This window comes from Hypericibacter adhaerens (assembly GCF_008728835.1).
Taxonomy (GTDB): Bacteria; Pseudomonadota; Alphaproteobacteria; order Dongiales; family Dongiaceae; genus Hypericibacter; species Hypericibacter adhaerens.
Genome location: NZ_CP042582.1, coordinates 2,914,506 through 2,938,935 on the forward strand (window position 1 = coordinate 2,914,506; position 24,430 = coordinate 2,938,935).

A 24,430-nucleotide genomic window follows, 5' to 3' on the forward strand; every position below is an offset into this window, starting at 1 on the left:
TGGTGACCCGCTCCCATGAGCCCGGAATCCGCCGACAAGAGCCCGTCCCCGGCGACTGGTCCGGGCGCTTTGCGCCACGGCAAGGCCCGGCTCGCCTCGGGCATGGAGATCGCCTGGTCGCGGTCGGGCGACGAACCGACGGTCCCGCTCCTCCTGGTCCATGGCATCACCGATAACCGCGCCACCTGGGCGCCCTTTACCGACGCGCTGCGCCGGGTCGCGGTGGAGATCCCCTGGATCAGCCAGGATCTGCGCGGCCATGGCGGCTCGTCCCTGCCGGTGCTGGCGCCGTCGGCCCACATCACCGCCGACGGCTTCCGCCTCGCCGATTACGCGGCGGACGCGGTGGGGCTCCTGGATGCGCTCGGCATCGAGCGCGCGATCCTGGTCGGTCATTCGCTGGGCGGCCTGATCGGGCAGGAGGTCGCGCTCAGCCATCCGGACCGCCTCCTCGGGCTGGTGATGGTGGCGACCACCTCCAACGCGCGCGACAACCCGCTCTTCGTCCGCGACGTCAAAGGCGAGCTCTTCGGCCGCCGCCTGCCGGCGCTGGCCGAGGCCAAGGGGCTGCGCTATCCGGGCGGCATCGCCGGCTTCACCATGCGCCAGCTCGATCCCTCCCTGATGACCTGGCTGCGCGATGTCTGGTGCGTGACGCCGGGCGCCGATCCGGCGCTCTGCGCCGCCGCCGTCGAATGGACGGCCGATATTCCGCTCGCCACCTGGTTCGGCGCCTTCGCAGGCCTGCTCGAGATGGAGACGACCGACCGGCTCGCGGATCTTCGCGTGCCGAGCCTGGTGATCTCGGCGGCGCGCGACGAGATCTTCCCGGTCGAGCCCGACCAGCGCGTGCTGGAACATGCGATGTCGGAAGCCCATCGCCGCCATGGCACGATCTGGCGCAACTGCACCTATCGCGCAGTCGCCAGCAGCGACGACAGCCGCCACGATGTCGGCCATGCCGTGCCCTGGCAAGCCGCGAACGAGCTCGCCGGCGACGTCGCGGCCTTCGTCAAATCCCTTCCCCGCTGACCCGCCGCCCCGGAGACATTCATGAGCTACCGTCCCTCGCCCCGGCCGACCTTCGATCGGCCGACCCATATCCGCTTCGATCAGGTCACGCGCCATCTCTGGGGCGACGAGAAATCGGGCCAGGTGGACGACTGGATCTATGTCTCGAGCGACAAGATCCACCAGCTCGTCTTCGGTCTGCCCTCGGGCGGCGCCTTCCGCCACTCCGAGGAATACCGCACCGTCTTCGGCGCCGACGAGGTGCTCTATGTGCTGCAAGGCACCTTCGGCTGCGCCAACCCGGAAACGGGCGAGGTCCATGTCGCGCAAGCGGGCGAGGCCGTCTTCTTCCGCAAGGACACCTGGCATCACGGCTTCAGCCTCGGCACCGAACCTTTGCGCGTGCTGGAGTTCTACGCGCCGCCGCCGGCCAAGGGCACCTCGGGCGCCTATGCGCGCACCCGCCCCTATCTCACGGACTCTCGATATGAGCGCCCCGAGGTCTTCGGCCGCTTCCCGATGGAAGCCGCAGCGCTGCGCCGGGCCGAGACCATGACCGTCCTGCGTGACGCGGACCTCCATTGGCGCCTCCAGGGCAAGACGCAAGGCGCCCTGGTCGGGCTCTATGCCGCGACCGACCAGCTGACCGTCGGCCGGATGCGGCTGCTGCCCGGGCAGAAATCCGACCTCGAGATCCATGGCGGCGACGAAGGACTCTACGTCCTCTCGGGCGAGCTCAACCTGCTGGCGCCCGAAGCCGAAGGGCAGCGCTGGTTCGAGCTTCATCCCAAGGACGGTTTCTTCGTGCCGGAAGGCACGGCGCACCAGTATCACAACATGGGGTCGGAGCCGGCCGAGTTCCTGTTCGGCATCGCGCCGCAGTACAAACAAGCGTGAGCGGTTGAAATTCGTTTCAACCCACCCACACTTCAACGTCATCCCCGCGCAAGCGGGGATCCATCTTGATGCAGGTCACCAGGCTTCGACGTGGATCCCCGCTTGCGCGGGGATGACGGCAGAGGCAATGACCGATAACAGGGCGGGAACCTGACGTGACTTCGGAGCCCACCACCGTCATCGGGATCGATATCGGCGGCACCAAGACTGCGATCGGCGCGGTACGGCTGCCTGACGGCGAGGTCCTGGAGAAGGTGCTGCTGCCGACGCCGACCGGCGAGGCGAGCGGCGAGAGCTTCCTCGCCGATCTGGCCCGGCAGGTTGCGGCCTTCATCGATCACCGCGAGGACAAGCCCCTCGCGCTGGGCGTCTCGATCTGCGAGCTGGTCGATCTCGGCGGCCAGGTGCGCAGCGGGCATCGCGTGCGCTGGGAGGAACTCGATCCGGCGGCGCGCTTCGCCGAAATCCTGCCGACCGTCATCGAATCCGATGTCCGCGCCGCGGCGCTGGCCGAGGCCCGCCTCGGCGCCGGCCGGCGGCTGCGGCAATTCTTCTATCTCAATCTCGGCACCGGCATCAGCTCCTGCCTCGTGCTGGGCGGTGCGCCCCATGCCGGCCATCGCGGCCATGCGCTCGCCCTCGCCAGCAGCCCGATCTCGGTGCGGGCACCCGGCGGCGAGCTCGTCACGCAGATCCTGGAGGATGTCGCGGGCGGCGAAGGCCTGGCGAGGCTCGCCGCGAAGATCGGCCTGCCCGGCCGCTCGGCCAAGGAGCTGCTCGCCCTCGCCGATGAGGGCGACGGCCCCGCGCAGAGCCTCGTGCTCGATGCCGCGCGCGCGATCGGCGTGAGCCTCGGGCTCGCCGTCAACATCCTCGATCCCGAAGCGGTCATCGTCGGCGGCGGGCTTGCCCGCGCGGAAGGCCTCTTCTGGCAGGCGATCCAGCGCGAGACGCGGGCCCATGTCTGGAGTGCCGAGACCCGCAGCCTGCCGATCCTCAAAGGTTCCTTGGGCGGCGACGCGGCGCTGCTGGGCGCGGCGTTGCGCGCCTATGCGATGTCCTCGCCGAAATTGCGGTAGAAGCCGAGATCGACGAGCCGGGCAGGCCCGCCTTTCGGCCGGCGGCGCAGGAATGGCTCGGCCTCGAGATAGGTCTTGAAGGTCCAGACCGCCATGCCGCCGGGCTCCGGCGCCGACAAGCCGATGCGGCGGATGACATGGCCGAGGCGGCCCACGCCATCGGCCCGCGCCCGTTCCCGGAACCAATCGGCGAGCGCCTCGGCCGGCGTCTCGTCGGCGGCGAAGAACTCCACGAGATGCAGGCCACCCGGCAGCGCGCCCTCTCCCACGATCTCGTCATACATCCCGCAGCGATAGAAGTTCATCGCGCGGGGTACCGGCGAGGTCTGGGCATAGCGCCGGCCCTCGGCCGTGCGGAAATAATCCTCCCAGCCGTCCATCCGGGCCATCGACTTGATCCGCCACCAGCACATGTAATGCGGCTCGGGACCGATCTTCATGGTGCGGCCGATATTGAGCACCCGCTCGTCCTCGTCGGAAGCCCAGTCCTGGTACCCCAGATGGCGGAAGATCTCGAGCGCGATCGAGCGGTCGCGGGCGATGTATTCGGCAAAGATCATGGCGGAGACCCTCGGCTGACCACCCTGCCTCGCGAAAGAAAACGGGAAGGAGCGGCAGCCCGCTCCCTCCCCTCATCTCATGACCGTGACGGTCCGGCGCGTCAGATGACGCCGGCCAGCCACTGCTTCTCGACGATGTCCTTGTTCTTGGCGATCCAGTCCTTGGCGACGTCCTCGACCGGCTTCTGGTCGACTTCCATCTCCAGGATCCACTGGTTCACCACATCGGCGTCGAGCTTCACCTGCTTGAGGAACTGCCCGATCTTGGGGTCGCGCTTGTTGAGCGCCGCCGCATAGGCGATGTTCACGCGGGTCGGCGGCTGGCCGCATTTGATGCTCGAGGCCTCGAGCCAGTCGTTGCGCTGGGCCGGCTGGTAGAAGGTATAGCAGCCGTTCGGGTTGTAGCGGTCGGTGCCCTTCGCGTCCTCGGTCGTATAGCCGTCGAACGGCGGCTGCTGCAGCTCGACCAGCTTGTATTTCGCGAAGATCCATTCCGGCGTCCAGTAATAGAAGACGATCGGCTTCTGCTTGTCCTCGGCGTCCTTGAGCTGGGACAGGAAGACCGCCTGGTCGACGGTGGTGAGCTCCATCGTCTTGTCGAAGCCGTAGGTCTTGGCGCGGACCTGCGTGTGGTTGGTCGATTCCCAGCCCACGGCGCCGGCCCAGATCTCGCCCTTGCCGTTGCCGTCGCTGTCGAACAGCTTGGCCACCTCGGGCTTGGCCAGGTCGGCCAGATCCTTCACGCCGTATTTCTCCTGCACATAGGCCGGCATGAAGATGCCCTCGGTGCCGAGATAGGGCGTGGCGTTGAGCAGGATCGACTGGTGGCCGCCGGGCAGCACGTAGTTCTTCATCTGCTCCGGCAGATGGTCGGTCCACATGTCGGCCACGATATCCACCGACCCGTCGCCCTTGTCGAGCGCCTCGTAGAGCGCCTCCTGGGCGGCCGCGATGGTCTCGACATCGGCGCCGAGATACTGGGTCATGACCTGCTTCAGGACCTCCTCGATGGCGGTCGAGCCCGGCCAGTCGAGCTGGCCGATGACCACCTTGGTCTTGGCCTCGGCCGTGCCGGCGAGCGCCAGCACGGCGATCGCGGCAGAGGCCAACATTGTCAGACGTCGCAACATTCTCTCCTCCTGGTTTGCTTCCTCACTGTCTCCCCGGATTTCTTCTTCAAGACCCGGTGGAAATCCTCACTTCCGTCTCCGCGCCCTGCCTTCGCGCCTGACCATGCGGTCGAGCGCCATGGCGCAGACCACGATGGCGATGCCGGCCAGAATCCCCTGGCCGGTCTTCAGATGCTGCAGGGAGTGGATCACCTCGAGCCCCAGCCCGCCGGCGCCGATCATGGCGGCGACGACGACCATGGAAAGGCTCATCATGATGGTCTGGTTGATGCCGAGCCGGATCGAGGGCACCGCCAGCGGCAGCTCGACCTTGAGCAGCATCTGCGCCGGCGTGGCGCCGAAGGCGTCGGCCGCCTCGCGCACATGGGCCGGCACCTGGCGGATGCCCAGCGCCGTCAGCCGCACGATCGAGGGCGCGGCGAAGATCACCGTGGCGATGACGCCCGGCGGCTTGCCGATCGAGAAGAAGGCGACCGCGGGGATCAGGTAGACGAAGGTCGGCAGGGTCTGCATCACGTCGAGCAGCGGCTCGATCAGCGTATTGGCGCGCCGGCTCTTGGCGCAGAGGATGCCGACCGGAATGCCGATCACCACGCAGATGAGGACCGATGTCGCCACCAGCGCCAGGGTCGACATGCTCTTGTCCCAGAAATTGAAGAGCCCGAGATAGAGCAGCGAGAGCCCGACGAAGAGCACGGCGCGCAGGCCCGACAGATACCAGGCGGCCAGCATCGCGGTCATGGCGACGACCGGCCAGGGGGCCAGCCCGAAGGCGGTCTCGATCGCATTCAATGTCGCGCGCAGGCCCGCCGTGAAGGCGTCGAAGAAGTCGACCCAGCTCTTCTTCATCCAGTCGACGGCGACGTCGAACAGGCGAGCGGTGCCGCTGTCGAGCCCATCGATGGCGGGAAAGCTGACCAGCGCTTCCCAGGGTGCCGGTGCCGCGAAGCGATAGACCACCAGCGGATAGGCGAAGACCAGGATGGCGATACCGACCCAGAGCGACTGGCGCGGACTGAGGCGATGGTCGGGAATGCGGTCCGAAGGCGTGCCATAGGCGGCGATCAGCGCCATGACGAGGCGCGCCAGGACGATGATCAGGACTCCGCGGCCGGGCGTCGGCACGACATCCTCGACCGGCGGCATGAAGCCCTGGACCAGGAGCGTCAGTCCCGTCACCTCGGCGATGGCGGAAGCGGCGAAAAGGAACCAGCGGCCGCGCTGGGCGGCCCAGAGCGGTCCCATCACGAAGGCGCGGAGGCCGGCGGCGATGGTCGACGCGTCCAAGGGCACGGCGAAGCGGCTGCTGTCGGCCGACGGATTCTCAAGCATAATGCTGCCTCCGTGCCAGAGTCTTCAGAACCGATGCGCGATCGACCCAGCCGAGCGCCTGCGCCTTGTCGTCGGCGATCAGCACCCTGTCGCCCTCCGCCGTCAGCAGGTCGGCGAGCAGGGCCAGGTCGCTGTCGGGCCTCGCCTTCGGCCAGCTTCCCGCCTCGGTCGGCAAGCCCTGGCCGTTCAGCGGCGTCATGATGTCGGAAGCCCGCAGGACCTTGGCGGGCGACAGGCCGCTCAGGAAATCCGCGACATAGTCGTCGGCAGGGTTGCGCAGGATCTCGACCGGCGTGCCGATCTGCACGATGCGCCCGTCGCGCATGATCGCGACGCGCGAGCCGACGCGGAACGCCTCCTCGAGATCGTGGGTGATGAAGATCGTGGTCTTGTGGACCGCGCGCGACAGCTCGAGGAACTGGTCCTGGAGCTGCCGGCGGATCAAGGGATCGAGCGCGCCGAAGGGCTCGTCCATCAGCAGGATCTCGGGATCGCCGGCGAGCGCGCGGGCCAGGCCCACGCGCTGCTGCATGCCGCCCGAGAGCTCGTCCGGCCAGCGATGGGCCCAGCCGCCGAGCTGGACCGTCTCCAGCACCTTCTCGGCCCGGGCCATGCGCTGGGCGCGCGGCACCTTCCGCAGCTCGAGGCCGAAAGCGACGTTCTCGATCACGGTGCGGTGCGGCAGTAGCGCGAAGTTCTGGAACACCATGCCGATCTTCTCGGCGCGCAGGCGGCGCAAGGTCGCCGGATCCTTCTTGGCGATGTCCTCGCCGTCGATCAGCACCTGCCCCACCGTCGGCTGGATCAGCCCGTTGATATGCCGCACCAGGGTGGACTTGCCGCTGCCCGAGAGCCCCATGATGCAGAAGATCTCGCCCGGTCCGACGTCGAAGCTGGCGTCGGCCACGCCTAGCACGCAGTCGAAACGGCTCAGGATCTCGGCCTTGCCGAGCGGCTCCTTCTGGAGCGCGGCCAGAGCCTCCTCGACGCGCGCGCCGAAGAGCTTCCAGACCCCGCGGCAGGCGACGATGGGCTGCTCGTTCCGCCCGGCCATCACCACAGGCTCCCGAGCGATACCGTCATGGCCTCGCCATTGACGCCGCTGGCGGCGTCCGAAGCCAGGAACGCGATCACTTCCGCGATTTCCTCCGCGCTCAGCACGCGCTTGGCGGGATAGGCGTCGGCGCGTTCCTGCCAGACCTGCGCCGCCGTCAGGCCGCGGCGCGCCGCCTCCTTCTCGGCGTCGCGGTCGGCCATCTCGGTCTTGACCCAGCCCGGCAGCACCGCGTTGCAGGTGCAGTTATAGGGCGCCACGTCATGCGCCACCGAGCGCATCAGGCCGATCAGCCCGTGCTTCGAGGCGCAATAGGCCGACATGGCCGGTGCCCCCACCTCGCCCGCCGTCGAGCTCACCATCACGATGCGGCCCCAGCGCTGGTCGCGCATGTCGCGGGCGGCGAGCCGCGTCAGCTCGAAGGGCGCATCAAGATTGACCGCCATGGTGGCGCGCCATTCCGCCGGCGACTGGTCGAAGATCGGCTTGTCCTCATGCCCGCCCCGGCCCGCGCAATTGACCAGGATCGAGACCGGACCCAGCTTGCGCGCCGCCGCGACGGTCTGCTCGCAGGCTTCGGCGCTGTCGAGCGAGACGGCGAAGGGCTCGGCACCGCTCTCCTTGGCCAGGGCGTCGAGCCGTTTCCGGTCGCGCGCGACCGCCAGCACCCGAGCGCCGCGCCGCCGAAAGAGCACAGCCGTCGCCTTGCCGATGCCACTCGAGGCACCGGTCACGATCGCGACCCGACCTTTGAGCTCCTGTCCGGCGCTGGCCGCCATGGCGGGCCTCTACCTCTTTCCTGCTCTGGGGTGGATGATCTCGCGCAAGCCGCTCACCACGGCACCGGGGTCGGGCGCGCCCCAGGCATTGCGCCCGAAGGCGACGCCGGCCGCCCCCTGCCCGATCGCCGTCGCCACATCCTTCATGAGCTGCTGCCGGTCCTTGGCGAAGGCGCCGCCCGCCAGGATCACCGGTACGCCGCAGGCCTTCACGGCCTCGGCGATCGCGGTCGAGGGCACCGGCATGGTGGTCTTGATCGCGTGGCCGCCCAGCTCAGCGCCGGTGCGACAGGCGGCGATGATCGCCTCGGGCGCCGCGGGATCGGGATAGGTCTTGCTCTCGACCGGCATGATCTCGCAGAGATAGGACATGCCCTCCTTGTCGCAGCGCGCCGCCAGCATCGCAGCCTGGCGCAGCGCCTCGAGCTCGAAAGGCGCACCGAGCTGGATATAGGTCAGCACGGTCCTGACATCGAGCCGCCGCGCATCCTCGATCGTATAGGCCATCACATACTCGGTCAGGGCGTAGTTGGTGCCCATGGTGAGCGTGGTGATGTCGAGCTTCAGGATCGGGGCGGCATGAAGGAAGCGGCCGCGGAAATCGCGGATCGTGCCGTAGCTCGCGATGATGCCGTCGGCGCCGGCGGCGGCGACCTTGTCGATGATGCGGCCGCGATCCTCGAGCCCGGGACAGGGCCAGGAATAGAGAGTGTGGTCGATGGCGATGATAACGCTCTTGCCATCCTCGGCCAGGAAATCGGGCAGAACCATCAACGGGACTCCGGAACGAACATGGATTTGAGACCGGCGAAGCTCTGCCGGCGGACGATCGCGGCCTCGACATCGGCGAAGCCGCAGCGCGAGGTGATGAGATCCTGGAAGGGCAGCGTGGGATCGCGCAGCAGCTCGAGCGCCTGGTCGTAGCGGTTGCGGCACTGGTTGGGCGGCGTGCCGACCCACTCGCTGCCGACGATCGAGATCTCGCGATAATGCAGGTCGTTGACGTTGACGGTCGCCTCGGGCCGGTTGCCGAATCCGGCGAAAAGCACGACCCGCCCGCCCGGCCGGCAGACGGAAACGCAGGGCTGCACCATCGCCGGATCGCCGATGGTGAGGATCACCGCATCGACGCCCTTATGCGCGCCGGCCCAGGATCTGGCCGCGTCCTGCCAACCTTCGGCCGGCACGGCCCGCTCGGCGCCGAACTGGAGCGCCAGCCGGCGCCGCGCTTCGAGCGGCTCGACCACGAGGGTATGGACGCCGAGCCGTGCCGCCTCCGCCACCATCTTCAGGCCCATCACGCCGGCGGCGATGACGATCGCATAGTCGCCGGGCTTGAGCCGCGCCTGGTCATGGACCGCATGGAGGCAGTCGGCCAGCGGCTCGATCAGGATCGCGCGCTCGAGCGGCAGATCCTCGGGCAGGCGCAAGGGTCCGCGCGACCAGGCGATGGGATCGACCGGGATCAGCGCATAGTCGGCATAGCCGCCATAGACGTCGCCATAGAGCCGGTCGCCGACCTTCCAGCCGCTGACGCCCTCGCCCACCGCGGCGACACGGCCCAGCCATTCATGGCCGGGATTGAAGGGATATTCGCCGTCGTTGACGCCGATCTCGTATTTGCGCGAGTCCGTCGCGCAGACGCCGCAAGCCTCGATCCTGACCAGGAGCTGGCCCGCCGGCGTCGCCGGCACGGGAATCTCCTCGACACGCATGTCGCGAATGCCATGGAGCCGGGCGACGCGCATTTTCGACGGCGCGGATGACGTCGCGGTCATTCTCTAATCCTTGTGTTTCTGCTGATGCTGCGGCAGGGCCTGCTGCGCCAGGCTGTGCATGGTGGAAGCCAGGCGCGGGTAAAGCGCCTGGTAGACGTCGAAGAGCTCCGCATAGCGTTGGTGGCGCGCGGGATCGGGCGTGACAACGCGATCGACGGCGGGTTCCAGCCGCCGGCCCAGGGCACGCGCCGCGAGCCAGGCCGGCGCCTGCGCCTCGCCGGGATGGGCCAGAATCTCGAGCGCCACCCCGGTGGCGTCGGCGATCGCCTGCACCAGCCCGCGATGGCGGGCGCCCCCGCCATTGACGCGGAAGCTCGCCAAAGGCCCCGACAAAGCGACGAGCCGGCGCGTCAGGTCCATCGCCGACAGCGCCACCGCGTCGAGCGCCGCGCGGGCGAGCTGCGGCGCGTCGTTATGCAGCGCCAAGCCGACGATGACGCCGCGCGCCTGGGGATCCCAGACCGGCGTGCGCTCGCCGGCGACGTAAGGCAGCATGACGAGGCCGCCTTCGCCGGGGGGCAGCGTCTCCGCCGCCGCCATCGCGTCCTGGCCATAGAGACGCTGCGCCCAATCGATCAGGCTGCCACAGGAAGAGGTCCAGCCGCCGAGGAAGTGGCCCTGGCCCACATGGGGGGTCAGCCTCATTCCCTGGCCGCAGCGCGCCTCTTCGACGACCCGGCCCATGACCAGGGTCGAGCCCAGCAGCATGCAGGCCGCGCCCGGCTCGATCACGCCGCTGCCGGCAATGTCGACGAAACAATCATAGGTGCCGACCGTGACCGGGATGCCGGCCGGCAGGCCGAGCCGCTCGGCCGCGCCCGCGCTCAAGCCGCCCGCGATCGCATCCGCCGCCTGCACCGGCGGCGTGGGCAGCGGCGACGGCAGGCCGGGCGCCGCGTGATCGCAGAGCGTGATCGGATCGATCACGAGCGCGCCCGTCAGGTCGCTCACAAGATAGCCCGCCGCATCCACGCACCAGGCGGCCTGGGCGAAACGCTCCGGCTCCTGCTCGCGGATCCAGTGCAGCCGCGGGATCACGTGATCGGGCCCCAGCGTCTCGTCGTTCAGCCCTCGCGCATCGCGCAGCGCGATGCGCGTCGCCTCGGCGCGGCCGTCCATGGAGAAGAGCGGCGCCGGCCCCAGCGGCCGGAGGTCGCGGTCGAGCAGCACCGGACAGGGCCCGAGCGCGCCGATGCCGATCGCCTCGACGCGGGGATGGCCCGCCTGCTGCACCGCCAGGCGGCAGGCCTCGGTGAGCTGCAGGCTCCAATCGCGCGGCTCGCGCTCGTACTCGGCCTGCCGGTTGGCGCCGCCGCTTCCGGCGCTGCGGCCCTGCCCGATCGTCCGGCCTGCATCGGTGAGCACCGCGGCCCGCGCCCCGGAGATGCCCAGATCGATGCCGAGATAGCAGCCGGTCATGCGTCGCGCCGCGAACGATAGAGCGTGGTGCGGAAGCGGTAGCGGTCGCCCCGGAACAGGCTGTGGCTGAGCTCGATCGGCCGGCCGCCGCGATCATGGGTGACGGCGCTCGCCATCAGGAGCGGCGAACCCGGCTCGACGCCGAGCAGCGGCGCCTGTTCGCTCGAGGTCGACACCGCCTGCAGCACGTATTCCGCGAAGGCCGGCGCGCAGCCCGCCTCGCGCAGCGCGTCATAGAGGGAATGCGCGGCGAAATCGATCTTCACCAGGCCCGGCGCGTAGCGCAGCGGGATCCGGCTGCATTCGATCGCCACCGCGATGCCGTCGAGCTTGCGCACGCGCTTCAGCTCGAACAGGTCGCTGCCCGGCGCGATGCGCAGATCGTCGGCCTCGTCGATCTCGGCGGGACGGGCCTTCGAAACCAGCACGACCGAGCGCGGATCGAGCCCGCGCCCGCGGGCCATCTCGCTGAAGCCCATCAGCTCGTTGGGCTCGCCGAGGCTGGGCTGGTTCACGAACCAGCCCCGGGCCCCGTCGGAATCGATCAGGCCGCGGTCGCGCAGCTCGGCCAGCGCCCGGCGGATCGTCACGCGGCTGACATCGAAGCGCTTGCAGAGCTCGCGCTCGCCCAGCAACTGCGCGCCGGGCTTGAGCTCGCCCTCGCCGATCTGCCGGGCCAGCGTCTCGGCCACCGTCACGTAGCGCGGCTGTACCTGGGCCAGCGTCCCGGCGGTGACGAGCTGAGATCGGGGCATGACATGTCCAAAGCTGGATAATACCAGTGCAATACCAGAAAGATGCCAGATAAATTCCGCCCTGGCGAGAGGTTTCGATTCAAGGCGATCGCCGCGCTCTGCGTTCGTGCCTCCAGTCCGTGTGGCGATCCGTGCCGGCCTGCCGCCCCGGCGGCGGTGCTGAGGGCCATGGTCGTGCGGCGAACGCCAAGATTACGCGTTCGTCACTACGCGGCGACCGCACAAGTCGCGCAGCATGACCTTGTGTTCACGAGAGGAAACCGATTCGCCAGCGCGGGCCGGTGCGATTGCGTTGAGACGTTGATCGCCCTCAACGCCCGCCGGAACGAAGGCCGGTGCCTTCGATCTTCGGCAAACCGCCCGCGACCGGCTCTGCCGGCTTGAAACCCCACTTGAAAGGAATCCCCATGCGTCTCCTGACTCCGCTCGCGATTGCCGCTGTCCTTGGACTCCTCGCCGCGGGCACGGCCCAGGCGAGCCCGCTGCCGCTGCCGACGCCGCCCGGCTCATCGGCGCTCGTCACCGTCGCCGACGTGACGATGACGGTTTCGAACAAGGAGGGTTACGCCAACCTGCGCCAGCAACCCACCAGCCACAGCCAGCTGATCGAGAAGCTGAACGCGGGGACCAAGGTCACCGTCCTTGGCAAGGCGGCCGGCGGGAAGTGGTACCACGTGAAGGTCGGCGACAAGGAAGGCTACATCGCGCGCAATCTGTTGAAGTAGCGCGCATGGCGCCGGTACCGCTGCCTTGCGGCACCGGCGCCATGGCTTCCCCTTCTCGATTTCCCTGCCCGCCCCCGGGGAAATCCTGATCGACGGGCGGGAAACCGGCGCTATGATCGGCGGCGGACTTTTGTCTTAGGAAGCCATGCTTCCGCCGCTGCGAACGGGCGGTCGCGATCGGCGTGTTCGCGGCCGATCCCACGGGCGGAAGCTGTTCCTCGACGATCGTCCTCGATTTCGCCGGCCCGTCCGCGCGCAGGGTGCCTCCGTCGCGGCTGCCGTTCGTCGCCAGGGAGCGGCGCGTGCGATGGGCCTTCGGGAATGAGCTCAAACGAAGGGGATCCCTCTCATGTCTGTCCGCATCGCCGCCACCGCTTTCGTGGCCAGCCTTCTTGCCGTCAGCCCGGTTCTCGCCGGCCCGATCGCCGTTCCCTTCTTGCCGCCGGGCTCGACGCTCGCCCTGAGCGTGGCCGACGGCACGATGACCGTCAGCAGCGGCGGCGGCGACGTCAATCTCCGGCTCGAGCCGAGCACCCGCAGCCAGGTCATCGACAAGCTGCCCCGCGGCACCAAGGTCACGGTGATCAACATGGTCGACGGCGGCAAATGGGTCCATGTCAAGGTCGGCGACAAGGAAGGCTATATCGCCCGCTACCTGCTGCGGGATTGAGCCGACGCCGGCGACGACCGCGCGAGACCGGCTCATGACCGGCTGGTCTCGAAGCCGCTCGACAAGTTCCTCACAGAGCCGCCGACAGCCCGCCTCGCGGCAGGGCTGGGCGAAGCCCTGGGCGTCGCTTGAATGTCACGGGCCCCGTTCCTAGCTGCAAAGCCACCGAACGGGAGGTCTCCCCATGCGTCGTCTCAGCGCTTCGCTGCTCGTCCTTGCTGCCGCCATCGGCACAACCGCCGCCGCTCACGCGGACGGCGATGCCGCCCATGGCAAGGCCCTCTTCAGCCGCTGCTCGACCTGCCACGCCGTCACGGATCAGAACAAGGCCGGTCCGCACCTTTCCGGCGTGTTCGGTCGCAAGGCCGGCACGGTGGAAGGCTTCCGCTACTCGAAGGCGCTGCCGGCTTCGGGCATCGTCTGGGACGATCAGACACTCGACAGCTATCTGGCCGATCCCGCCAAAGCGGTAGCGGGCACGAGCATGCTGGTGAAGCTGCCCAAGCCCGAGGACCGCGCGGACATCGTCGCCTACCTGAAGACGCTGACGACGCCGTGAATAACGACGGCGCCCTGGTGCATCAGTTCTTCGGCGGCCGGTTCATCGTGTAGTTGATCGGCACATAGACATAGCCCTTCCCGTCGGCGCGGATATGGCCGAAGGCCGGGAACGGCAGGTGGGCGCCCGCGATCCAGTAGCCGTTCTTGGCGGCGTCGGCGAGGATCTTCTCGCGGGTCGCGACCGCCTGCTTCGGATCGGAGTCCCACTGAACGGCCACCTCGGGATCGGGGAACTGCACCGCCGCCGCATGCATCAGGTCGCCCCAGAGCAGAAGCTTCTGCCCCTCGCTCTCGATCTGATAGATCGTGTGGCCCGCCGTATGGCCGGGCGCCTCGATCGCCTTGATGCCGGGGAAGATCACCGTGTCGCCGCTGAAGGGCTTGACCTTGCCGGCGCCGAGCGCGGGGCTCAGGGCCAGCCGCGCCATCTTGAAACTGGGCTTGGCATCGTCGGGAGCGTTCGCTTCGTTGGATTCGTTGAGCCAGTAGCTCCGGTCCTTCTCGTTCACATAGACCGTCGCGTTCGGGAACACCAGCTTCCCTTCATGCTCCAGGCCGCCGATGTGATCGCCATGGAAATGCGTAATGAGGACCGCATCGACCTCTTCGGGCCGGTAGCCAGCGGCGCGAAGATTCTCGACCGTATGGCCCAGCGTCGGACCGAAGAGATCGCCGGCGCCCGCATCGACCAGCACCAGCTTGGTGCGGGTGTTGATGAGAAAGGTGTTGACCGAGGTCTCGACCGGCAGCTTGAGGAAGGCCTGGCCGAAGGCCGCCTCCACCTCGCCCGGCTTGGCGCCGATCAGGATCTTGTCCATCGGGAAGTCGGCGGTGCCGTCGCTGAGCGCGGTGATCTCGAAATCGCCCAGGATCAGGCGATAGAATCCCGGTGCCTGATTTCTCTGTTGCGGGGCTGCCGCCAGGGCGGCATCGGACATGAAGGCGCCGAATGCCAAGAGCGAAAGCACCGCCGTGGCCGCAACGCGGTTGAGATGAAACGAAAGGGTCATGGACGGCTCCTGTTCCCGACGACTTTCGGATATAGCAGCCCGGAGACCCGGGCGCCAACAGCGGAGCCGACGCCGATGGCGGGACCGATCGATGGCCGGGAGGCCGGCGCCTCCGGCGGGCCTACTGCCGCGCCGGGCGGCCGGTCAGGAAGGGCGCGAACTGGTCCGCCGGCATGGGGCGCGCGATGTGATAGCCCTGCGCCAGATCGCAGCTGAGCTTCACCAGGTGATCGAGCGTCGCGGCGTTCTCGACGCCTTCGGCCACGGTGCGCAGGCCCAGATTGTGGGCCATGTCGATGATGGTGCGGACGATGATCTCGCTGTCGCGCGAGGTCAGCATGGTGCTGACGAAGGAAAGATCGACCTTCATCTCCGAGAAGGGCAGCCGCCGCAGCTGGGCGAGCGACGAATAGCCCGTGCCGAAATCGTCGATGGCCAGGCGGAATCCCTTCAGCCGCAGCCGCGTCAGCACATCCAGGAGCGTGAGCGGGTCCTGCATGGCGGCGGTCTCGGTCAGCTCGAAGGTGATCTGCGCCGGGTCGATCGCATGCTGCTGGCAGATCGAGAACACCGTGTCCGGGAAATCCACGTCATGGATGCTCTTGGCCGACAGGTTGATCGAGATGTCGACCGGCATGTTCGATTGATTCCACCGCGCGAGCTGGGCGATCGCCTTGTTCAGCACGACCTGGGTTATGCGATCGATCAGCGCGCTCTTCTCGGCCAGCGGGATGAAGGCCGCCGACGAGACGATGCCGCGCTCGGGATGATTCCAGCGCGCCAGGGCCTCCGCCCCGACGATGCGGCGCGATTCGAGATCGAGATAGGGCTGATAGTGCAGATCGAGCTCGTCGCGCTCGACGGCCTTCTCGATCATCTCCTCCGAGAGCTCGCCGGCGCCGGCAACGGCCTTTTCCAGCTTCGCCCGCAGCTCTTCCACGCGGAAGGGCTTCTGGATGACGCCCGCCATCTTCAGCCCGCGGGCTTCGCCCAGCTGCCGCGCGGCGTCCAGCAGACGGTTGTCCATGCCGCTGGCGATGAGGATCGGGATATTGGCGAGATGGGCCGACAGCTTTCTCAGGATCTCGACGCCATCGACACCGGGCATGGCCAGATCCAGCACGACGACGTGCGGCGGATCCCTGCGGATCGCCGCTTCGAACTTGCCGGGATCGCCCGTGCCGAACGGCTCGTAGCCGCAGGAGCGCGCGACCTGACAGATGACCTCGCACACCATCGGCTCGTCATCCATCACCAGGATTTTTCGGTTCACCATCTGAACTCCTTCGCGGACCGGATGACGGTGCCTTCGCCACCCTCCGTCGCACGACCGTCCGACTGTCGACGGCCGGCCTCGGCCGTCCGCCGTCCTTCTCGTCACGCACAACCAATCGGCAATGGCCTTGGAGTGGCCGGGATGTTCAGAAGATATGGCCGCTTCAGGCCATCAACGTCCTTCAAGCGAGAAAGACGCTTAATGGTTCCCGTTAGGGTCGCAATGCTGTCTTAACGGACAGTTAACGATGTCTCAAGGCCACTCAAGAACATTTCCCCTTTTGAAATCACTTAATCACATGTGATTCCTGGAGAATCTTTCCTTCGCGGCTGCTGGAACGGGGCTCCCCTCGCCTTTTGATAGTACTATTACAATACATGGGGTCTGGAGGACCGGCTTTTGAGGGGGATAGCCCTGGATGGGCTGGCGTCCCCAGGGGGATTCGAACCCCCGTTACCGCCGTGAAAGGGCGGTGTCCTAGGCCTCTAGACGATGGGGACCTGGCAGGCCGCGAGGCCTGGTGACGGACCTCGCGCGCGTCCATGCCGAAGCGCCGCGATCCTGTAGCGGGTTAAGGCTCAAAAATCAACCTTTGCCGGCCGACATCGCCTGCCCTGGCCGACGACCGCGCGGGTGCTTCGCGGCTTGGCCCGGCCGGCGGGCCCCTCGAGCTTGCCGATCTCGCAATCCTTCCCGCGGCCGCCCGGCCCGACACTAATAATCATTCATTCATTATGACCGTCAACACGATATTGATGGCTCAAGCCTCACGGCAAACAGCACGTCATAAAGCCGCTCCATCCATGGCCATTGACCTGCAGCCTGATAAACGAATAGTTAGTAGCAGGTCTGATGTGATGCCCAGGACCGAACACCGCTTGGTTTCCCGCCTCCACGACGAGAAGAGCAGATCGCCCGGATGCCCCACCCCGCCCACAAGCCCAGGAAGCGAGCGCAGCCGCTGCAGAAACCCGCGGCGCGAAGGATGCGCACGCGCAAGGATCCGCGGGACCGCAAGCAGGAGCTGGTCGAAGCCTGCATCGACGTGCTGGGCGCCCATGGCCATTCCGGGCTGACGCTCGCCGCCGTGGCGAAGGCAGCCGGGGTCTCGACCGCGCTCATCATCGTTCATTTCAAGAGCAAGGAAGCGCTGCTCATCGAGGCCCTGAAATGGCTCGGGCAGAGCTATTTCGGAGCCCTTCACGGCAGCCAGTTCGGCGACAGCGACCGGCCGGCCGACAAGCTCTGGCGGCTGGTCGATGCCGAGTTTTCGGAAAGCTCGTTTCCGCCGCGCTATCTGGCGGCCTGGAAGACCTTCTGGACCGAGACCGATGCGCGGCGCATCTATGTCAAGCTCTTCGCGCCGCAGACCCGCTACTACCTCGAGCTGACGATCGAGCTTTGCCGTCGCATCAACGCCGAGGGCGGATATGCCGACCACGATCCCGACGTCGCGGCGCAGTTGATCGATTGCACCCTGGGCGGTCTCTGGATCGACATGACCGTCGCGGCAACGCCCTTGACGCTGACGCAGGCGAGACGGCTGGCCCGTGCCCAACTCGCCCTGTTCTTTCCGCGCCACTTCACGATCGACGGCCCCCGCTGACCCCTTCCGCCGCCAAGACCCGCAATCGCCATGCAGATCGTCAGCTACAACATCCAATATTCGCTGGGCCAGGACGGGTGCTACGACCTCGATCGCGTGATCGACGCCGTTCGCGATGCCGACGTCATCTGCCTGCAGGAAGTCGAGCGGAACTGGCGGCGCACGAGCATGACCGACCAGCCCGCCCTGATCCAGGCGCGCCTGCCGGACCGCTATGTCGCCTATGGCAGCCCGTTCGACGCCGATGCGAGCCACTGCGACGAGGCCGGCCGGCTGGTCAACCGGCGCCGGCAGTTTGGGCAGATGACGATCAGCCGCTGGCCGATCCGGGCGGCACGCGCCCATATTCTGCCAAAGCTCGACACCGGCGCGCGCTTGAATCTCGTCACCGGTGCGCTGGAAACCGTCATCGCGGGGCCGAACGGACCCCTGCGCTTGTTCAATCTCCATCTCAGCGACGCTTCGACCGAGGAGCGGCTGATGCAGATCGAGCATCTGATGAGCCTGCTGTGCCGGACGGCCCGCGAAGGCGGCATCTGGAACGGAAGCGAAGGCGATCCCGGGCATTGGCAGACGGACGACCCGCCGCCGATGCCGGCCGAGGCGATCCTGCTGGGCGACTTCAATGCCGAGCCCGGCTCGCTGGAATATCTCGCCGTCACTCTCGGCGCCTTAGCCAAGTACGAGGACGGCACGAAGAATGGTGCGGAGCGCTGCCCCTTCTATGACAGCTGGGTCGCCGCCGGCCATCACGGCAAGCCCGGCATCACCTACCGCCGCAACCCGTCCCAGTCGGCCTACTGGGACCAGCGCCTGGATTACTGCTTCCTGCCGCCCAGCCTGGTGCCGGCCCTCACCGCCGCGCGCATCGACGAAGCCGCGATCGGATCGGATCACCAGCCGGTCTGGGTAGAGCTCAAGGGCTGAGAGCGCATCTCCGATGGCGAGCATCGGCCGCAGTGACGGATCCCGGCCCGCTCGGACGATTCCCTCTGACGACCCGAAACCCGGTGATCCAGGGGCCGGAGAAAAGCCGATTTGACTCTATCGGCCCGGGAGCGGGTTCGGCATAATCGCGCGCCTTGCCGGCCGACATCCCGGGCATCGGATCAGGCGCCGATCGGGCGCCGCCTTTCTCCCAAGGATGCGCCGGCGGAGCGCCCCGTTCTCGCGGGCGCTGTTTCCAACCGTAGCTTCCCAAAAGGGGGATTTGAGAGACATGAGCAAGATCCAGCGGATCGGCGTGGGCGCACGCCTCAGCGACGCGGTCGTCCATGGCGACACCGTCTATCTGGCGGGCCAGGTCGCCGACAAGCCGGTGCCTTCGGTGACGAAGCAGACCCAGCAGGTGCTGAAGAACATCGACAAGCTCCTGAAGCAGGCGGGCTCGGACAAGTCGAAGATCCTGAAGGTCAATATCTGGCTGTCCGACATCCGCTATTTCGACGAGATGAACAAGGTGTGGGACGGCTGGGTCTCGAAGGGCAACCAGCCCGCCCGCGCCACCGTCGAATCCCGCCTCGCCGGCCCGGAATATCTGGTCGAGATGATGGTGGTCGCGGCGAAGTGACGTCTCTTTCCTCTCCCTCTCCGTCACGGAGAGGGAGAGGGCTACTGCCCCGCCGCCGCCACGTCCTCGATCACGAACTGCACATCCTCGCGCCCGTTCCAGCGGTCGGCACGCAGATGGCCGGCGATATGGAGCGCCGGGCTGCCGGTCTGGGCCAGCGCCCGGCCGATCTCGTTGTCGCGGGCGCGAAAGGCGATGGCCTTGAGCCGACCGCTGCCGCCGCCGGCGAGGATGCAGCGCAGATGGTTCTCGCCGACGGGATCGGCCTTGACCACCCGCACCGCCGGCAGCGCGAAGCGCGGCTCGGCATTGCCGCTGCCGAAGGGCGCCAGGCGCTCCAGCATGTTCATCAGATCGACCGTCGCCGCCCCCGGCTGCAGCGCGCCGTCGAGCCCGAGCTCGGGCACCAGCGCGCCGTCACCGACATGATCCGCGACGCGGCCCGCCAGGAAATCGCGTAGCGCGCCGAGCTTACCTTCCTCGACCGTCAGGCCCGCCGCCATGGCATGGCCGCCGCCATTGACCAGCAGCCCCGCCTGGCGCGCCGCCAGCACGGCCGAGCCCAGATCGAAGCCCGGCACGGAACGGCCCGAACCCTTGCCGATGCCGCCCTCGAGCGCCACGACGAAGGCCGGGCGGTTGTAGCGGTCCTTGAGCCGGCTGGCGACAATGCCGATCACGCCCGGATGCCAGCCGGCCGAGGCGCAGAAGACGAGATCGCCGCTGCGGCCGCCGCCCTGCTCCACCGCCGCGATCGCCTGCTCCAGCACGGCCATCTCGATCTGCTGGCGCTCGCGGTTGAAGCCGTCGAGCTCGGCGGCGAGCGTCTTCGCCTCGGTCGCATCCATGGTGGAGAGGAGGCGCGCACCCAGATCGGCCTTGGCCACGCGCCCGCCCGCATTGACGCGCGGGCCCAGCAGGAAGCCCAGATGATAGGCCGAGGGCGCACCCTCGAGCCGCGCCACGTCCGACAGCGCCGCCAAGCCCGCATTGGCGCGCTTGCCCAGCACCTTGATGCCTTGCGTCACCAGCGCGCGGTTGATGCCGGTCAAGGGCACCACGTCGGCGACCGTGCCGAGCGCCACGAGGTCGAGCCATTGCAGCAGGTCCGGTTCGGGTCGGTCGGCCCCGTACCAGCTCGCGGCCCGCAGCGCGCGGTTGAGGGCCACGACCAGCAGGAAAGCGACGCCCACCGCCGCGAGCTGGCCCAGCCCCGGCGGCTCGTCGAGGCGGTTGGGATCGACCACCGCCGCCACCGCCGGCAGGCGCGGCTCGGCCTTGTGATGGTCGATCACGATCACCTCGAGCCCGGCGGCCACGGCGCCTTCGAGCGGCTCATGCGCAGTGATGCCGCAATCGACCGTGATCACCAGATCGATGCCGCGCTCCCTGAGCTTCAGCAGCGCCGGCAGGTTGGGTCCGTAGCCTTCCGACAGGCGATCCGGGATGTAGCGCTCGATCGGATGGCCGATCGCGGCGAAGAAGCGCTGCAGCAACGCCGAAGAAGTGGCACCGTCGACATCGTAATCGCCGAAGACGGCGATCCGCTGCCCCTGCACCAGCGCCTGGACCAGCCGCGCCACGGCCCGGTCCATATCCTTGAGCCGCGACGGGTCCGGCAGCTGATCGCGCAGCCGAGGCTCGAGGAAACCCGGCACCTCGTCGGCCCCGATTCCGCGCGCCGCCAGCACGCGCCCCACGATCTCCGGCAGCCCATGGCGCTGCGCCAGCATCAGCCCCAGCCGCTCGTCGCTCAGCCGCACCCGCCAGCGCTTGCCCGAGACGGAACGCTCGACGCCGAGGAAGGCGGCCGAGGGGACGGCGGGGTCGGAAAGGGTTGCGGTCGCGGTCATGCTTGAACTCAGAAGTTAGCATCAACCGCGCTGAGTCGCGGCTGTGGATGTCGGGGACAAGCTGCGAAGCGAAGCCAAGCCTTACCGATGCAAGCTTGCATTCGCCGCCGCGACGGTCGCTTCGTTCACCAGCAAGAAAAGACGGTCGGACAGCTCGTCATAGGTCTTGCCGGTCTCGCCCTTGAAGGAGAGATCGTTCCAGGAGCCCATGGCGCCAAAGACCCAGGCGCCTCGGCGGCGCCCAGGAGCTGGCGGGCGGCAAGACCGAGGCTGCCCTCATGGGCCAGCGTCTCGAACCAGCTGCCTGTCAGGGGTGCCGCACTCTCGAGCCGTTCGCTCGCCTCGCGGAAGCTTGCCGCGAAATTCGTGAGCTGCTGGGCATCGGCGAATTGCGTGATGGCGGCGAGCGTCTCGGCGAGATCGGCGCGGATCGCGGGAGGCTCGCGTTCGGCCTCATCGGCCAGATCGAAATCGGTAGCCACGCGGCCATAGGTCACGATCCAGATCTTCTGCGCCGGGTCTTTCCGGTCGCCCACGGCCCAGCGCGCCTCCCAGAGATCGGCCTTGTCGCCCGCGACCGCGGCGATGAAGCGCCGCCCGCCGCCGCCGGCGAAGCCCGCCAGCTCGCGATCGCGCTGCGTGCCCTGGCTCGGTGCATAGAGGAGCCGCAGGCCCGACCGGCCCTCGCCCTGAAGCTTTTGGAGCCAGGCAAGCGGATGATCGGCATAGGGTGTCGCGACCGGCGCCGCGTCGGGCCCGCTCAGCGTGACGAAAGCCACACGAGCGCAATGGCGGAAGACCGAGGCGTCGGGCCAGAAGCCGGCCAGATCGCCGCCCTGCAGGAAGCGGTTGCCGGCGATGGTCAGCGCGACGGCCTGGGCGATGGGGGCTTGCATGACGCCTCTATCGGGTCAGGCCTGCCCTGGATCGCCGGGTCAAGCCCGGCGACGACATGATGGACCTACCGCTTCGCCGGATCGCCGCCGGGCTTGCTGGCGAAATGGTGGCTGGCCTCGATCAGGCGCACGGTCGCGGTCTTGGAGCGCATCACCATCGAATGCGTGGTGGCGCCGCCATGGAAGCGGCGCACGCCGCGCAGCATGGTGCCGTCGGTGACGCCCGTCGCCGCGAACATCACGTCGCCGCTGGCGAGGTCAAGCAGGTCGTATTTGCGGTCGAGATCGTTGACCCCGAGCTTGTGAGCGCGGCCGCGCTCGTCATCGTTGCGGAACAGCAGGCGACCCTGCATCTGACCGCCGATGCAGCGCAGCGCCGCCGCCGCGAGCACGCCCTCGGGCGCGCCGCCCGAGCCCAGATAGATGTCGATGCCGCTGTCGGGCCGCGAGGTCGCGATCACGCCCGAGACGTCGCCGTCCGAGATCAGCAGGATGCGGGCACCGGCGCCGCGCACCTTGGCGATCAGGTCGGCATGGCGCGGCCGGTCGAGGATGCAGGCGACGATGTCCGAGACCTCGACCTTCTTGGCCTTGGCGAGATTCTTCAGGTTCTCGCTCGGGCTGGCATCGAGATCAACCACGCCCGTCGGCAGCCCGCCGCCGACCGCGATCTTGTCCATATAGACGTCGGGCGCGTTGAGGAAGCCGCCCGCCTCCGCCATCGCGATGACGGCCAGTGCGTTCGGGCCCCCCTTGGCGGTGATGGTGGTGCCCTCGAGCGGGTCGAGCGCGATGTCGATCTTGGGTCCGCCGGCGCCGACCTTCTCGCCGATATAAAGCATCGGCGCCTCGTCGCGCTCGCCTTCGCCGATCACCACGGTGCCGTCGATATTGAGCCCGTTCAGCGCCTGGCGCATCGCGTCAACCGCGGCCTGGTCGGCGGCCTTCTCGTCGCCCCGTCCCATCAGGCGGGAGGCCGCCAGCGCCGCCGCCTCGGTGACGCGCACCGCTTCCAGCGCCAGATTGCGGTCCATCTCATGCTTGGCCATCGTCTTGTCCCTCGTTGCTATCCTGGTCTGGGCCCGGCCTCTGTCGCGGGCCGGTTGCCCCCGTCGATCGAAAGCCGGTCAGGCCGACAGCGATTCAATGCGGATCATGCGCGGCGGTTCCGCCACCGTGTCGAGCTTGGCGATGCGCGCCAGGGCCCGGCGCATCGAGGATTCCTCGGTCTCATGGGTGGTGAGCACCACCGGCACGACCTCGTCGGGCGCGCGGCCCCGCTGCAGCATCGCCTCCATCGAGACGCGCTCGTCTCGCAAGGCCGCCGCTACGTCGGCGATCACGCCCGGCCGGTCCTTGACCATGAGCCGGATATAATAGGCGCCGTAATGACGCTCCATCGGCGCCACCGGCAGCTTGGCCAGCTTCGAGGCCGGGATGGCGAAGGTCGGCAGCGCCCGGCGCCGCGCCAGGTCGAGCAGATCGGCCACCACCGCCGAGGCCGTCGGCCCGGCACCGGCGCCGCGGCCTTCGGCGACGTTCTGGCCGACATAGTCGCCGATCGTCACCACCGCGTTGAACACGCCCTCGACATGGGCGATCGCCGTGTCGAGCGAGACCATGGTGGCATGGACACGCTGCTCGATGCCGTGTTCCGACAGGCTGGCGATGCCGAGCAGCTTGATGCGATAGCCCAGCTCCTGCGCGAAGGCGATGTCGGTCGCGGAGACATGGCGGATGCCCTCGACATGGACGCCCGCGAAATTGATCTCGCAGCCGAAGGCGACCGAGGCGAGGATCGAGAGCTTGTGGGCCGCATCGACGCCGTCGACATCGAAGCTCGGATCGGCCTCGGCATAGCCCAGGCGCTGCGCATCGGCCAGCACGTCGGCGAACTCGCGGCCCGTGCGGCGCATCTCGGTCAGGATGTAGTTGCAGGTGCCGTTGAGGATGCCGTAGACGCGCTTGATGCGGTTGGCGGCGAGGCCCTCGCGCATCAGCTTGATGACCGGAATGCCGCCCGCCACCGCGGCCTCGTAGCAGATCGAGACGCCGGTGCTCTCGGCGAGCCGCGCCAGCGCCGTGCCGTGATGGGCGATCAACGCCTTGTTGGCGGTGACGACATGCTTGCCGTCATGAAGCGATTTCTCGACCAGCGCCTTGGCGACGCCGTCCGAGCCGCCGATCAGCTCGACCACCACGTCTACCTCGGGATCGACCGCCAGCGCCAGCGGATCCTCGACCCAATGGATCCGCGACAGGTCGATGCCGCGGTCGCGCTTGCGGTCGCGCGCGGAAACGGACTTCACGCGGATCGGGCGCCCGGCCCGTTCGGCCAGCAGGCCCGCATGCTCCTGCAGCAGTTTGACGGTCCCCGCGCCGACCGTGCCGAGGCCGGCGATCGCCACCGTGAGCGGTTTCGTCGTCAAGATGCGCAGCCCTTCATGAATGTCCGGAGCCTGAGGATCG

24 protein-coding genes and 1 tRNA gene are annotated in these 24,430 nt (G+C 68.1%); 9 read left to right on the forward strand and 16 right to left on the reverse strand.

Annotated features, from left to right (window positions below):
• The first annotated feature begins 15 nt into the window (after positions 1-15).
• The 3 genes from FRZ61_RS12675 to FRZ61_RS12685 all read left to right on the forward strand — a co-directional run bounded on the left by FRZ61_RS12675 (position 16) and on the right by FRZ61_RS12685 (position 2,987).
• On the forward strand, positions 16-1,032 hold the full coding sequence (locus tag FRZ61_RS12675) for an alpha/beta fold hydrolase (protein ID WP_151118068.1): 1,017 nt from the start codon (positions 16-18) through the stop codon (positions 1,030-1,032).
• Positions 1,033-1,053: 21 nt separating this feature from the next.
• Entirely contained in the window at positions 1,054-1,908 is an 855-nt protein-coding gene (locus FRZ61_RS12680; protein ID WP_151118069.1) for a cupin domain-containing protein, read from the forward strand.
• Between the two features lie 155 nt (positions 1,909-2,063).
• Positions 2,064-2,987: an ROK family protein gene (locus FRZ61_RS12685; protein ID WP_191909433.1), complete on the forward strand. Its 924-nt coding sequence runs from the start codon at positions 2,064-2,066 to the stop codon at positions 2,985-2,987.
• Here FRZ61_RS12685 and FRZ61_RS12690 read toward each other — a convergent pair.
• The 9 genes from FRZ61_RS12690 to FRZ61_RS12730 form a co-directional block, all read right to left on the reverse strand.
• On the reverse strand, positions 2,957-3,547 hold the full coding sequence (locus FRZ61_RS12690) for a hypothetical protein (RefSeq protein WP_151118071.1): 591 nt from the start codon (positions 3,545-3,547) through the stop codon (positions 2,957-2,959). The genes FRZ61_RS12685 and FRZ61_RS12690 overlap by 31 nt on opposite strands.
• Positions 3,548-3,648: 101 nt before the next feature.
• Positions 3,649-4,659 carry an ABC transporter substrate-binding protein gene (locus tag FRZ61_RS12695; protein ID WP_191909434.1) on the reverse strand — a complete coding sequence of 337 codons (1,011 nt, stop codon included), beginning with the start codon at positions 4,657-4,659 and terminating at the stop codon, positions 3,649-3,651.
• Between the two features lie 84 nt (positions 4,660-4,743).
• Positions 4,744-6,009 (reverse strand): ABC transporter permease, encoded by a 1,266-nt coding sequence (locus FRZ61_RS12700; protein WP_151118073.1) that lies wholly within the window; start codon positions 6,007-6,009, stop codon positions 4,744-4,746.
• A complete protein-coding gene (locus tag FRZ61_RS12705) occupies positions 6,002-7,063 on the reverse strand; it encodes a quaternary amine ABC transporter ATP-binding protein (RefSeq protein ID WP_151118074.1) in 1,062 nt (353 codons plus the stop codon). Before FRZ61_RS12705 ends, FRZ61_RS12700 begins: the two co-directional genes overlap by 8 nt.
• Positions 7,063-7,842, reverse strand: a complete 780-nt coding sequence (locus FRZ61_RS12710) for an SDR family NAD(P)-dependent oxidoreductase (RefSeq protein ID WP_151118075.1) — start codon at positions 7,840-7,842, stop codon at positions 7,063-7,065. The genes FRZ61_RS12705 and FRZ61_RS12710 overlap by 1 nt, the downstream gene beginning before the upstream one ends.
• Before the next feature lie 9 nt (positions 7,843-7,851).
• Positions 7,852-8,613 (reverse strand): class I fructose-bisphosphate aldolase, encoded by a 762-nt coding sequence (locus FRZ61_RS12715; protein WP_151118076.1) that lies wholly within the window; start codon positions 8,611-8,613, stop codon positions 7,852-7,854.
• Positions 8,613-9,620, reverse strand: coding sequence for a zinc-dependent alcohol dehydrogenase (locus FRZ61_RS12720; RefSeq protein ID WP_151118077.1), 1,008 nt, complete (start codon positions 9,618-9,620; stop codon positions 8,613-8,615). Before FRZ61_RS12720 ends, FRZ61_RS12715 begins: the two co-directional genes overlap by 1 nt.
• 3 nt (positions 9,621-9,623) lie before the next feature.
• Positions 9,624-11,039, reverse strand: a complete 1,416-nt coding sequence (locus tag FRZ61_RS12725) for a xylulokinase (protein WP_151118078.1) — start codon at positions 11,037-11,039, stop codon at positions 9,624-9,626.
• Positions 11,036-11,794, reverse strand: a complete 759-nt coding sequence (locus FRZ61_RS12730) for a GntR family transcriptional regulator (RefSeq protein ID WP_151118079.1) — start codon at positions 11,792-11,794, stop codon at positions 11,036-11,038. Before FRZ61_RS12730 ends, FRZ61_RS12725 begins: the two co-directional genes overlap by 4 nt.
• 407 nt (positions 11,795-12,201) lie before the next feature.
• Here FRZ61_RS12730 and FRZ61_RS12735 point away from each other — a divergent pair, with 407 nt between their 5' ends.
• The 3 genes from FRZ61_RS12735 (at position 12,202) to FRZ61_RS12745 (ending at position 13,748) form a co-directional block, all read left to right on the forward strand.
• Positions 12,202-12,519 (forward strand): SH3 domain-containing protein, encoded by a 318-nt coding sequence (locus FRZ61_RS12735; RefSeq protein WP_151118080.1) that lies wholly within the window; start codon positions 12,202-12,204, stop codon positions 12,517-12,519.
• Positions 12,520-12,868: 349 nt separating this feature from the next.
• Positions 12,869-13,189, forward strand: a complete 321-nt coding sequence (locus FRZ61_RS12740) for an SH3 domain-containing protein (RefSeq protein WP_151118081.1) — start codon at positions 12,869-12,871, stop codon at positions 13,187-13,189.
• A 184-nt stretch (positions 13,190-13,373) separates the two neighbouring features.
• On the forward strand, positions 13,374-13,748 hold the full coding sequence (locus tag FRZ61_RS12745) for a c-type cytochrome (RefSeq protein ID WP_151118082.1): 375 nt from the start codon (positions 13,374-13,376) through the stop codon (positions 13,746-13,748).
• A gap of 22 nt (positions 13,749-13,770) precedes the next feature.
• Here FRZ61_RS12745 and FRZ61_RS12750 read toward each other — a convergent pair whose 3' ends face one another.
• The 3 genes from FRZ61_RS12750 to FRZ61_RS12760 form a co-directional block, all read right to left on the reverse strand.
• Positions 13,771-14,760, reverse strand: coding sequence for an MBL fold metallo-hydrolase (locus FRZ61_RS12750; RefSeq protein ID WP_151118083.1), 990 nt, complete (start codon positions 14,758-14,760; stop codon positions 13,771-13,773).
• A gap of 121 nt (positions 14,761-14,881) precedes the next feature.
• A complete protein-coding gene (locus tag FRZ61_RS12755; protein ID WP_151118084.1) occupies positions 14,882-16,036 on the reverse strand; it encodes a two-component system response regulator in 1,155 nt (384 codons plus the stop codon).
• Between the two features lie 424 nt (positions 16,037-16,460).
• Positions 16,461-16,536: transfer RNA gene (locus FRZ61_RS12760), tRNA-Glu, on the reverse strand.
• A 485-nt stretch (positions 16,537-17,021) separates the two neighbouring features.
• Between FRZ61_RS12760 and FRZ61_RS12765 the strand changes: the two genes are divergently transcribed.
• The 3 genes from FRZ61_RS12765 (at position 17,022) to FRZ61_RS12775 (ending at position 19,212) form a co-directional block, all read left to right on the forward strand.
• Positions 17,022-17,642, forward strand: a complete 621-nt coding sequence (locus FRZ61_RS12765) for a TetR family transcriptional regulator (RefSeq protein ID WP_191909435.1) — start codon at positions 17,022-17,024, stop codon at positions 17,640-17,642.
• A gap of 30 nt (positions 17,643-17,672) precedes the next feature.
• The gene (locus FRZ61_RS12770) at positions 17,673-18,569 is read left to right on the forward strand and encodes an endonuclease/exonuclease/phosphatase family protein (protein ID WP_151118086.1); all 897 of its coding nucleotides are present in this window, start codon (positions 17,673-17,675) and stop codon (positions 18,567-18,569) included.
• 292 nt (positions 18,570-18,861) lie between these two features.
• Positions 18,862-19,212 (forward strand): RidA family protein, encoded by a 351-nt coding sequence (locus FRZ61_RS12775; protein WP_151118087.1) that lies wholly within the window; start codon positions 18,862-18,864, stop codon positions 19,210-19,212.
• Positions 19,213-19,253: 41 nt separating this feature from the next.
• On the opposite strand, the gene recJ is transcribed toward FRZ61_RS12775, so the two are convergent.
• The 4 genes from recJ to FRZ61_RS12795 form a co-directional block, all read right to left on the reverse strand.
• The gene (recJ, locus tag FRZ61_RS12780; RefSeq protein WP_151118088.1) at positions 19,254-21,065 is read right to left on the reverse strand and encodes a single-stranded-DNA-specific exonuclease RecJ; all 1,812 of its coding nucleotides are present in this window, start codon (positions 21,063-21,065) and stop codon (positions 19,254-19,256) included.
• Between the two features lie 125 nt (positions 21,066-21,190).
• The gene (locus FRZ61_RS12785) at positions 21,191-21,961 is read right to left on the reverse strand and encodes a hypothetical protein (RefSeq protein WP_151118089.1); all 771 of its coding nucleotides are present in this window, start codon (positions 21,959-21,961) and stop codon (positions 21,191-21,193) included.
• Between the two features lie 65 nt (positions 21,962-22,026).
• Positions 22,027-22,995, reverse strand: coding sequence for a class II fructose-bisphosphatase (gene glpX, locus FRZ61_RS12790; RefSeq protein ID WP_151120805.1), 969 nt, complete (start codon positions 22,993-22,995; stop codon positions 22,027-22,029).
• 93 nt (positions 22,996-23,088) lie between these two features.
• Complete coding sequence (locus FRZ61_RS12795; RefSeq protein ID WP_151118090.1) at positions 23,089-24,390, reverse strand: homoserine dehydrogenase; 1,302 nt, start codon at positions 24,388-24,390, stop codon at positions 23,089-23,091.
• Positions 24,391-24,430: the final 40 nt, after the last annotated feature.

Excerpts from the sequence above, each read along its gene's own strand:
- FRZ61_RS12675 (WP_151118068.1), top strand. The coding sequence starts at position 16 with ATGAGCCCGGAATCCGCCGACAAGAGCCCGTCCCCGGCGACTGGTCCG.
- FRZ61_RS12680 (WP_151118069.1), top strand. The coding sequence starts at position 1,054 with ATGAGCTACCGTCCCTCGCCCCGGCCGACCTTCGATCGGCCGACCCAT.
- FRZ61_RS12690 (WP_151118071.1), bottom strand. The coding sequence starts at position 3,547 with ATGATCTTTGCCGAATACATCGCCCGCGACCGCTCGATCGCGCTCGAG.
- FRZ61_RS12695 (WP_191909434.1), bottom strand. The coding sequence starts at position 4,659 with ATGTTGGCCTCTGCCGCGATCGCCGTGCTGGCGCTCGCCGGCACGGCC.
- FRZ61_RS12700 (WP_151118073.1), bottom strand. The coding sequence starts at position 6,009 with ATGCTTGAGAATCCGTCGGCCGACAGCAGCCGCTTCGCCGTGCCCTTG.
- FRZ61_RS12705 (WP_151118074.1), bottom strand. The coding sequence starts at position 7,063 with ATGGCCGGGCGGAACGAGCAGCCCATCGTCGCCTGCCGCGGGGTCTGG.
- FRZ61_RS12710 (WP_151118075.1), bottom strand. The coding sequence starts at position 7,842 with ATGGCGGCCAGCGCCGGACAGGAGCTCAAAGGTCGGGTCGCGATCGTG.
- FRZ61_RS12715 (WP_151118076.1), bottom strand. The coding sequence starts at position 8,613 with ATGGTTCTGCCCGATTTCCTGGCCGAGGATGGCAAGAGCGTTATCATC.
- FRZ61_RS12720 (WP_151118077.1), bottom strand. The coding sequence starts at position 9,620 with ATGACCGCGACGTCATCCGCGCCGTCGAAAATGCGCGTCGCCCGGCTC.
- FRZ61_RS12725 (WP_151118078.1), bottom strand. The coding sequence starts at position 11,039 with ATGACCGGCTGCTATCTCGGCATCGATCTGGGCATCTCCGGGGCGCGG.
- FRZ61_RS12730 (WP_151118079.1), bottom strand. The coding sequence starts at position 11,794 with ATGCCCCGATCTCAGCTCGTCACCGCCGGGACGCTGGCCCAGGTACAG.
- FRZ61_RS12735 (WP_151118080.1), top strand. The coding sequence starts at position 12,202 with ATGCGTCTCCTGACTCCGCTCGCGATTGCCGCTGTCCTTGGACTCCTC.
- FRZ61_RS12740 (WP_151118081.1), top strand. The coding sequence starts at position 12,869 with ATGTCTGTCCGCATCGCCGCCACCGCTTTCGTGGCCAGCCTTCTTGCC.
- FRZ61_RS12745 (WP_151118082.1), top strand. The coding sequence starts at position 13,374 with ATGCGTCGTCTCAGCGCTTCGCTGCTCGTCCTTGCTGCCGCCATCGGC.
- FRZ61_RS12750 (WP_151118083.1), bottom strand. The coding sequence starts at position 14,760 with ATGACCCTTTCGTTTCATCTCAACCGCGTTGCGGCCACGGCGGTGCTT.
- FRZ61_RS12755 (WP_151118084.1), bottom strand. The coding sequence starts at position 16,036 with ATGGTGAACCGAAAAATCCTGGTGATGGATGACGAGCCGATGGTGTGC.
- FRZ61_RS12765 (WP_191909435.1), top strand. The coding sequence starts at position 17,022 with ATGCGCACGCGCAAGGATCCGCGGGACCGCAAGCAGGAGCTGGTCGAA.
- FRZ61_RS12770 (WP_151118086.1), top strand. The coding sequence starts at position 17,673 with ATGCAGATCGTCAGCTACAACATCCAATATTCGCTGGGCCAGGACGGG.
- FRZ61_RS12775 (WP_151118087.1), top strand. The coding sequence starts at position 18,862 with ATGAGCAAGATCCAGCGGATCGGCGTGGGCGCACGCCTCAGCGACGCG.
- recJ (WP_151118088.1), bottom strand. The coding sequence starts at position 21,065 with ATGACCGCGACCGCAACCCTTTCCGACCCCGCCGTCCCCTCGGCCGCC.
- FRZ61_RS12785 (WP_151118089.1), bottom strand. The coding sequence starts at position 21,961 with ATGCAAGCCCCCATCGCCCAGGCCGTCGCGCTGACCATCGCCGGCAAC.
- glpX (WP_151120805.1), bottom strand. The coding sequence starts at position 22,995 with ATGGACCGCAATCTGGCGCTGGAAGCGGTGCGCGTCACCGAGGCGGCG.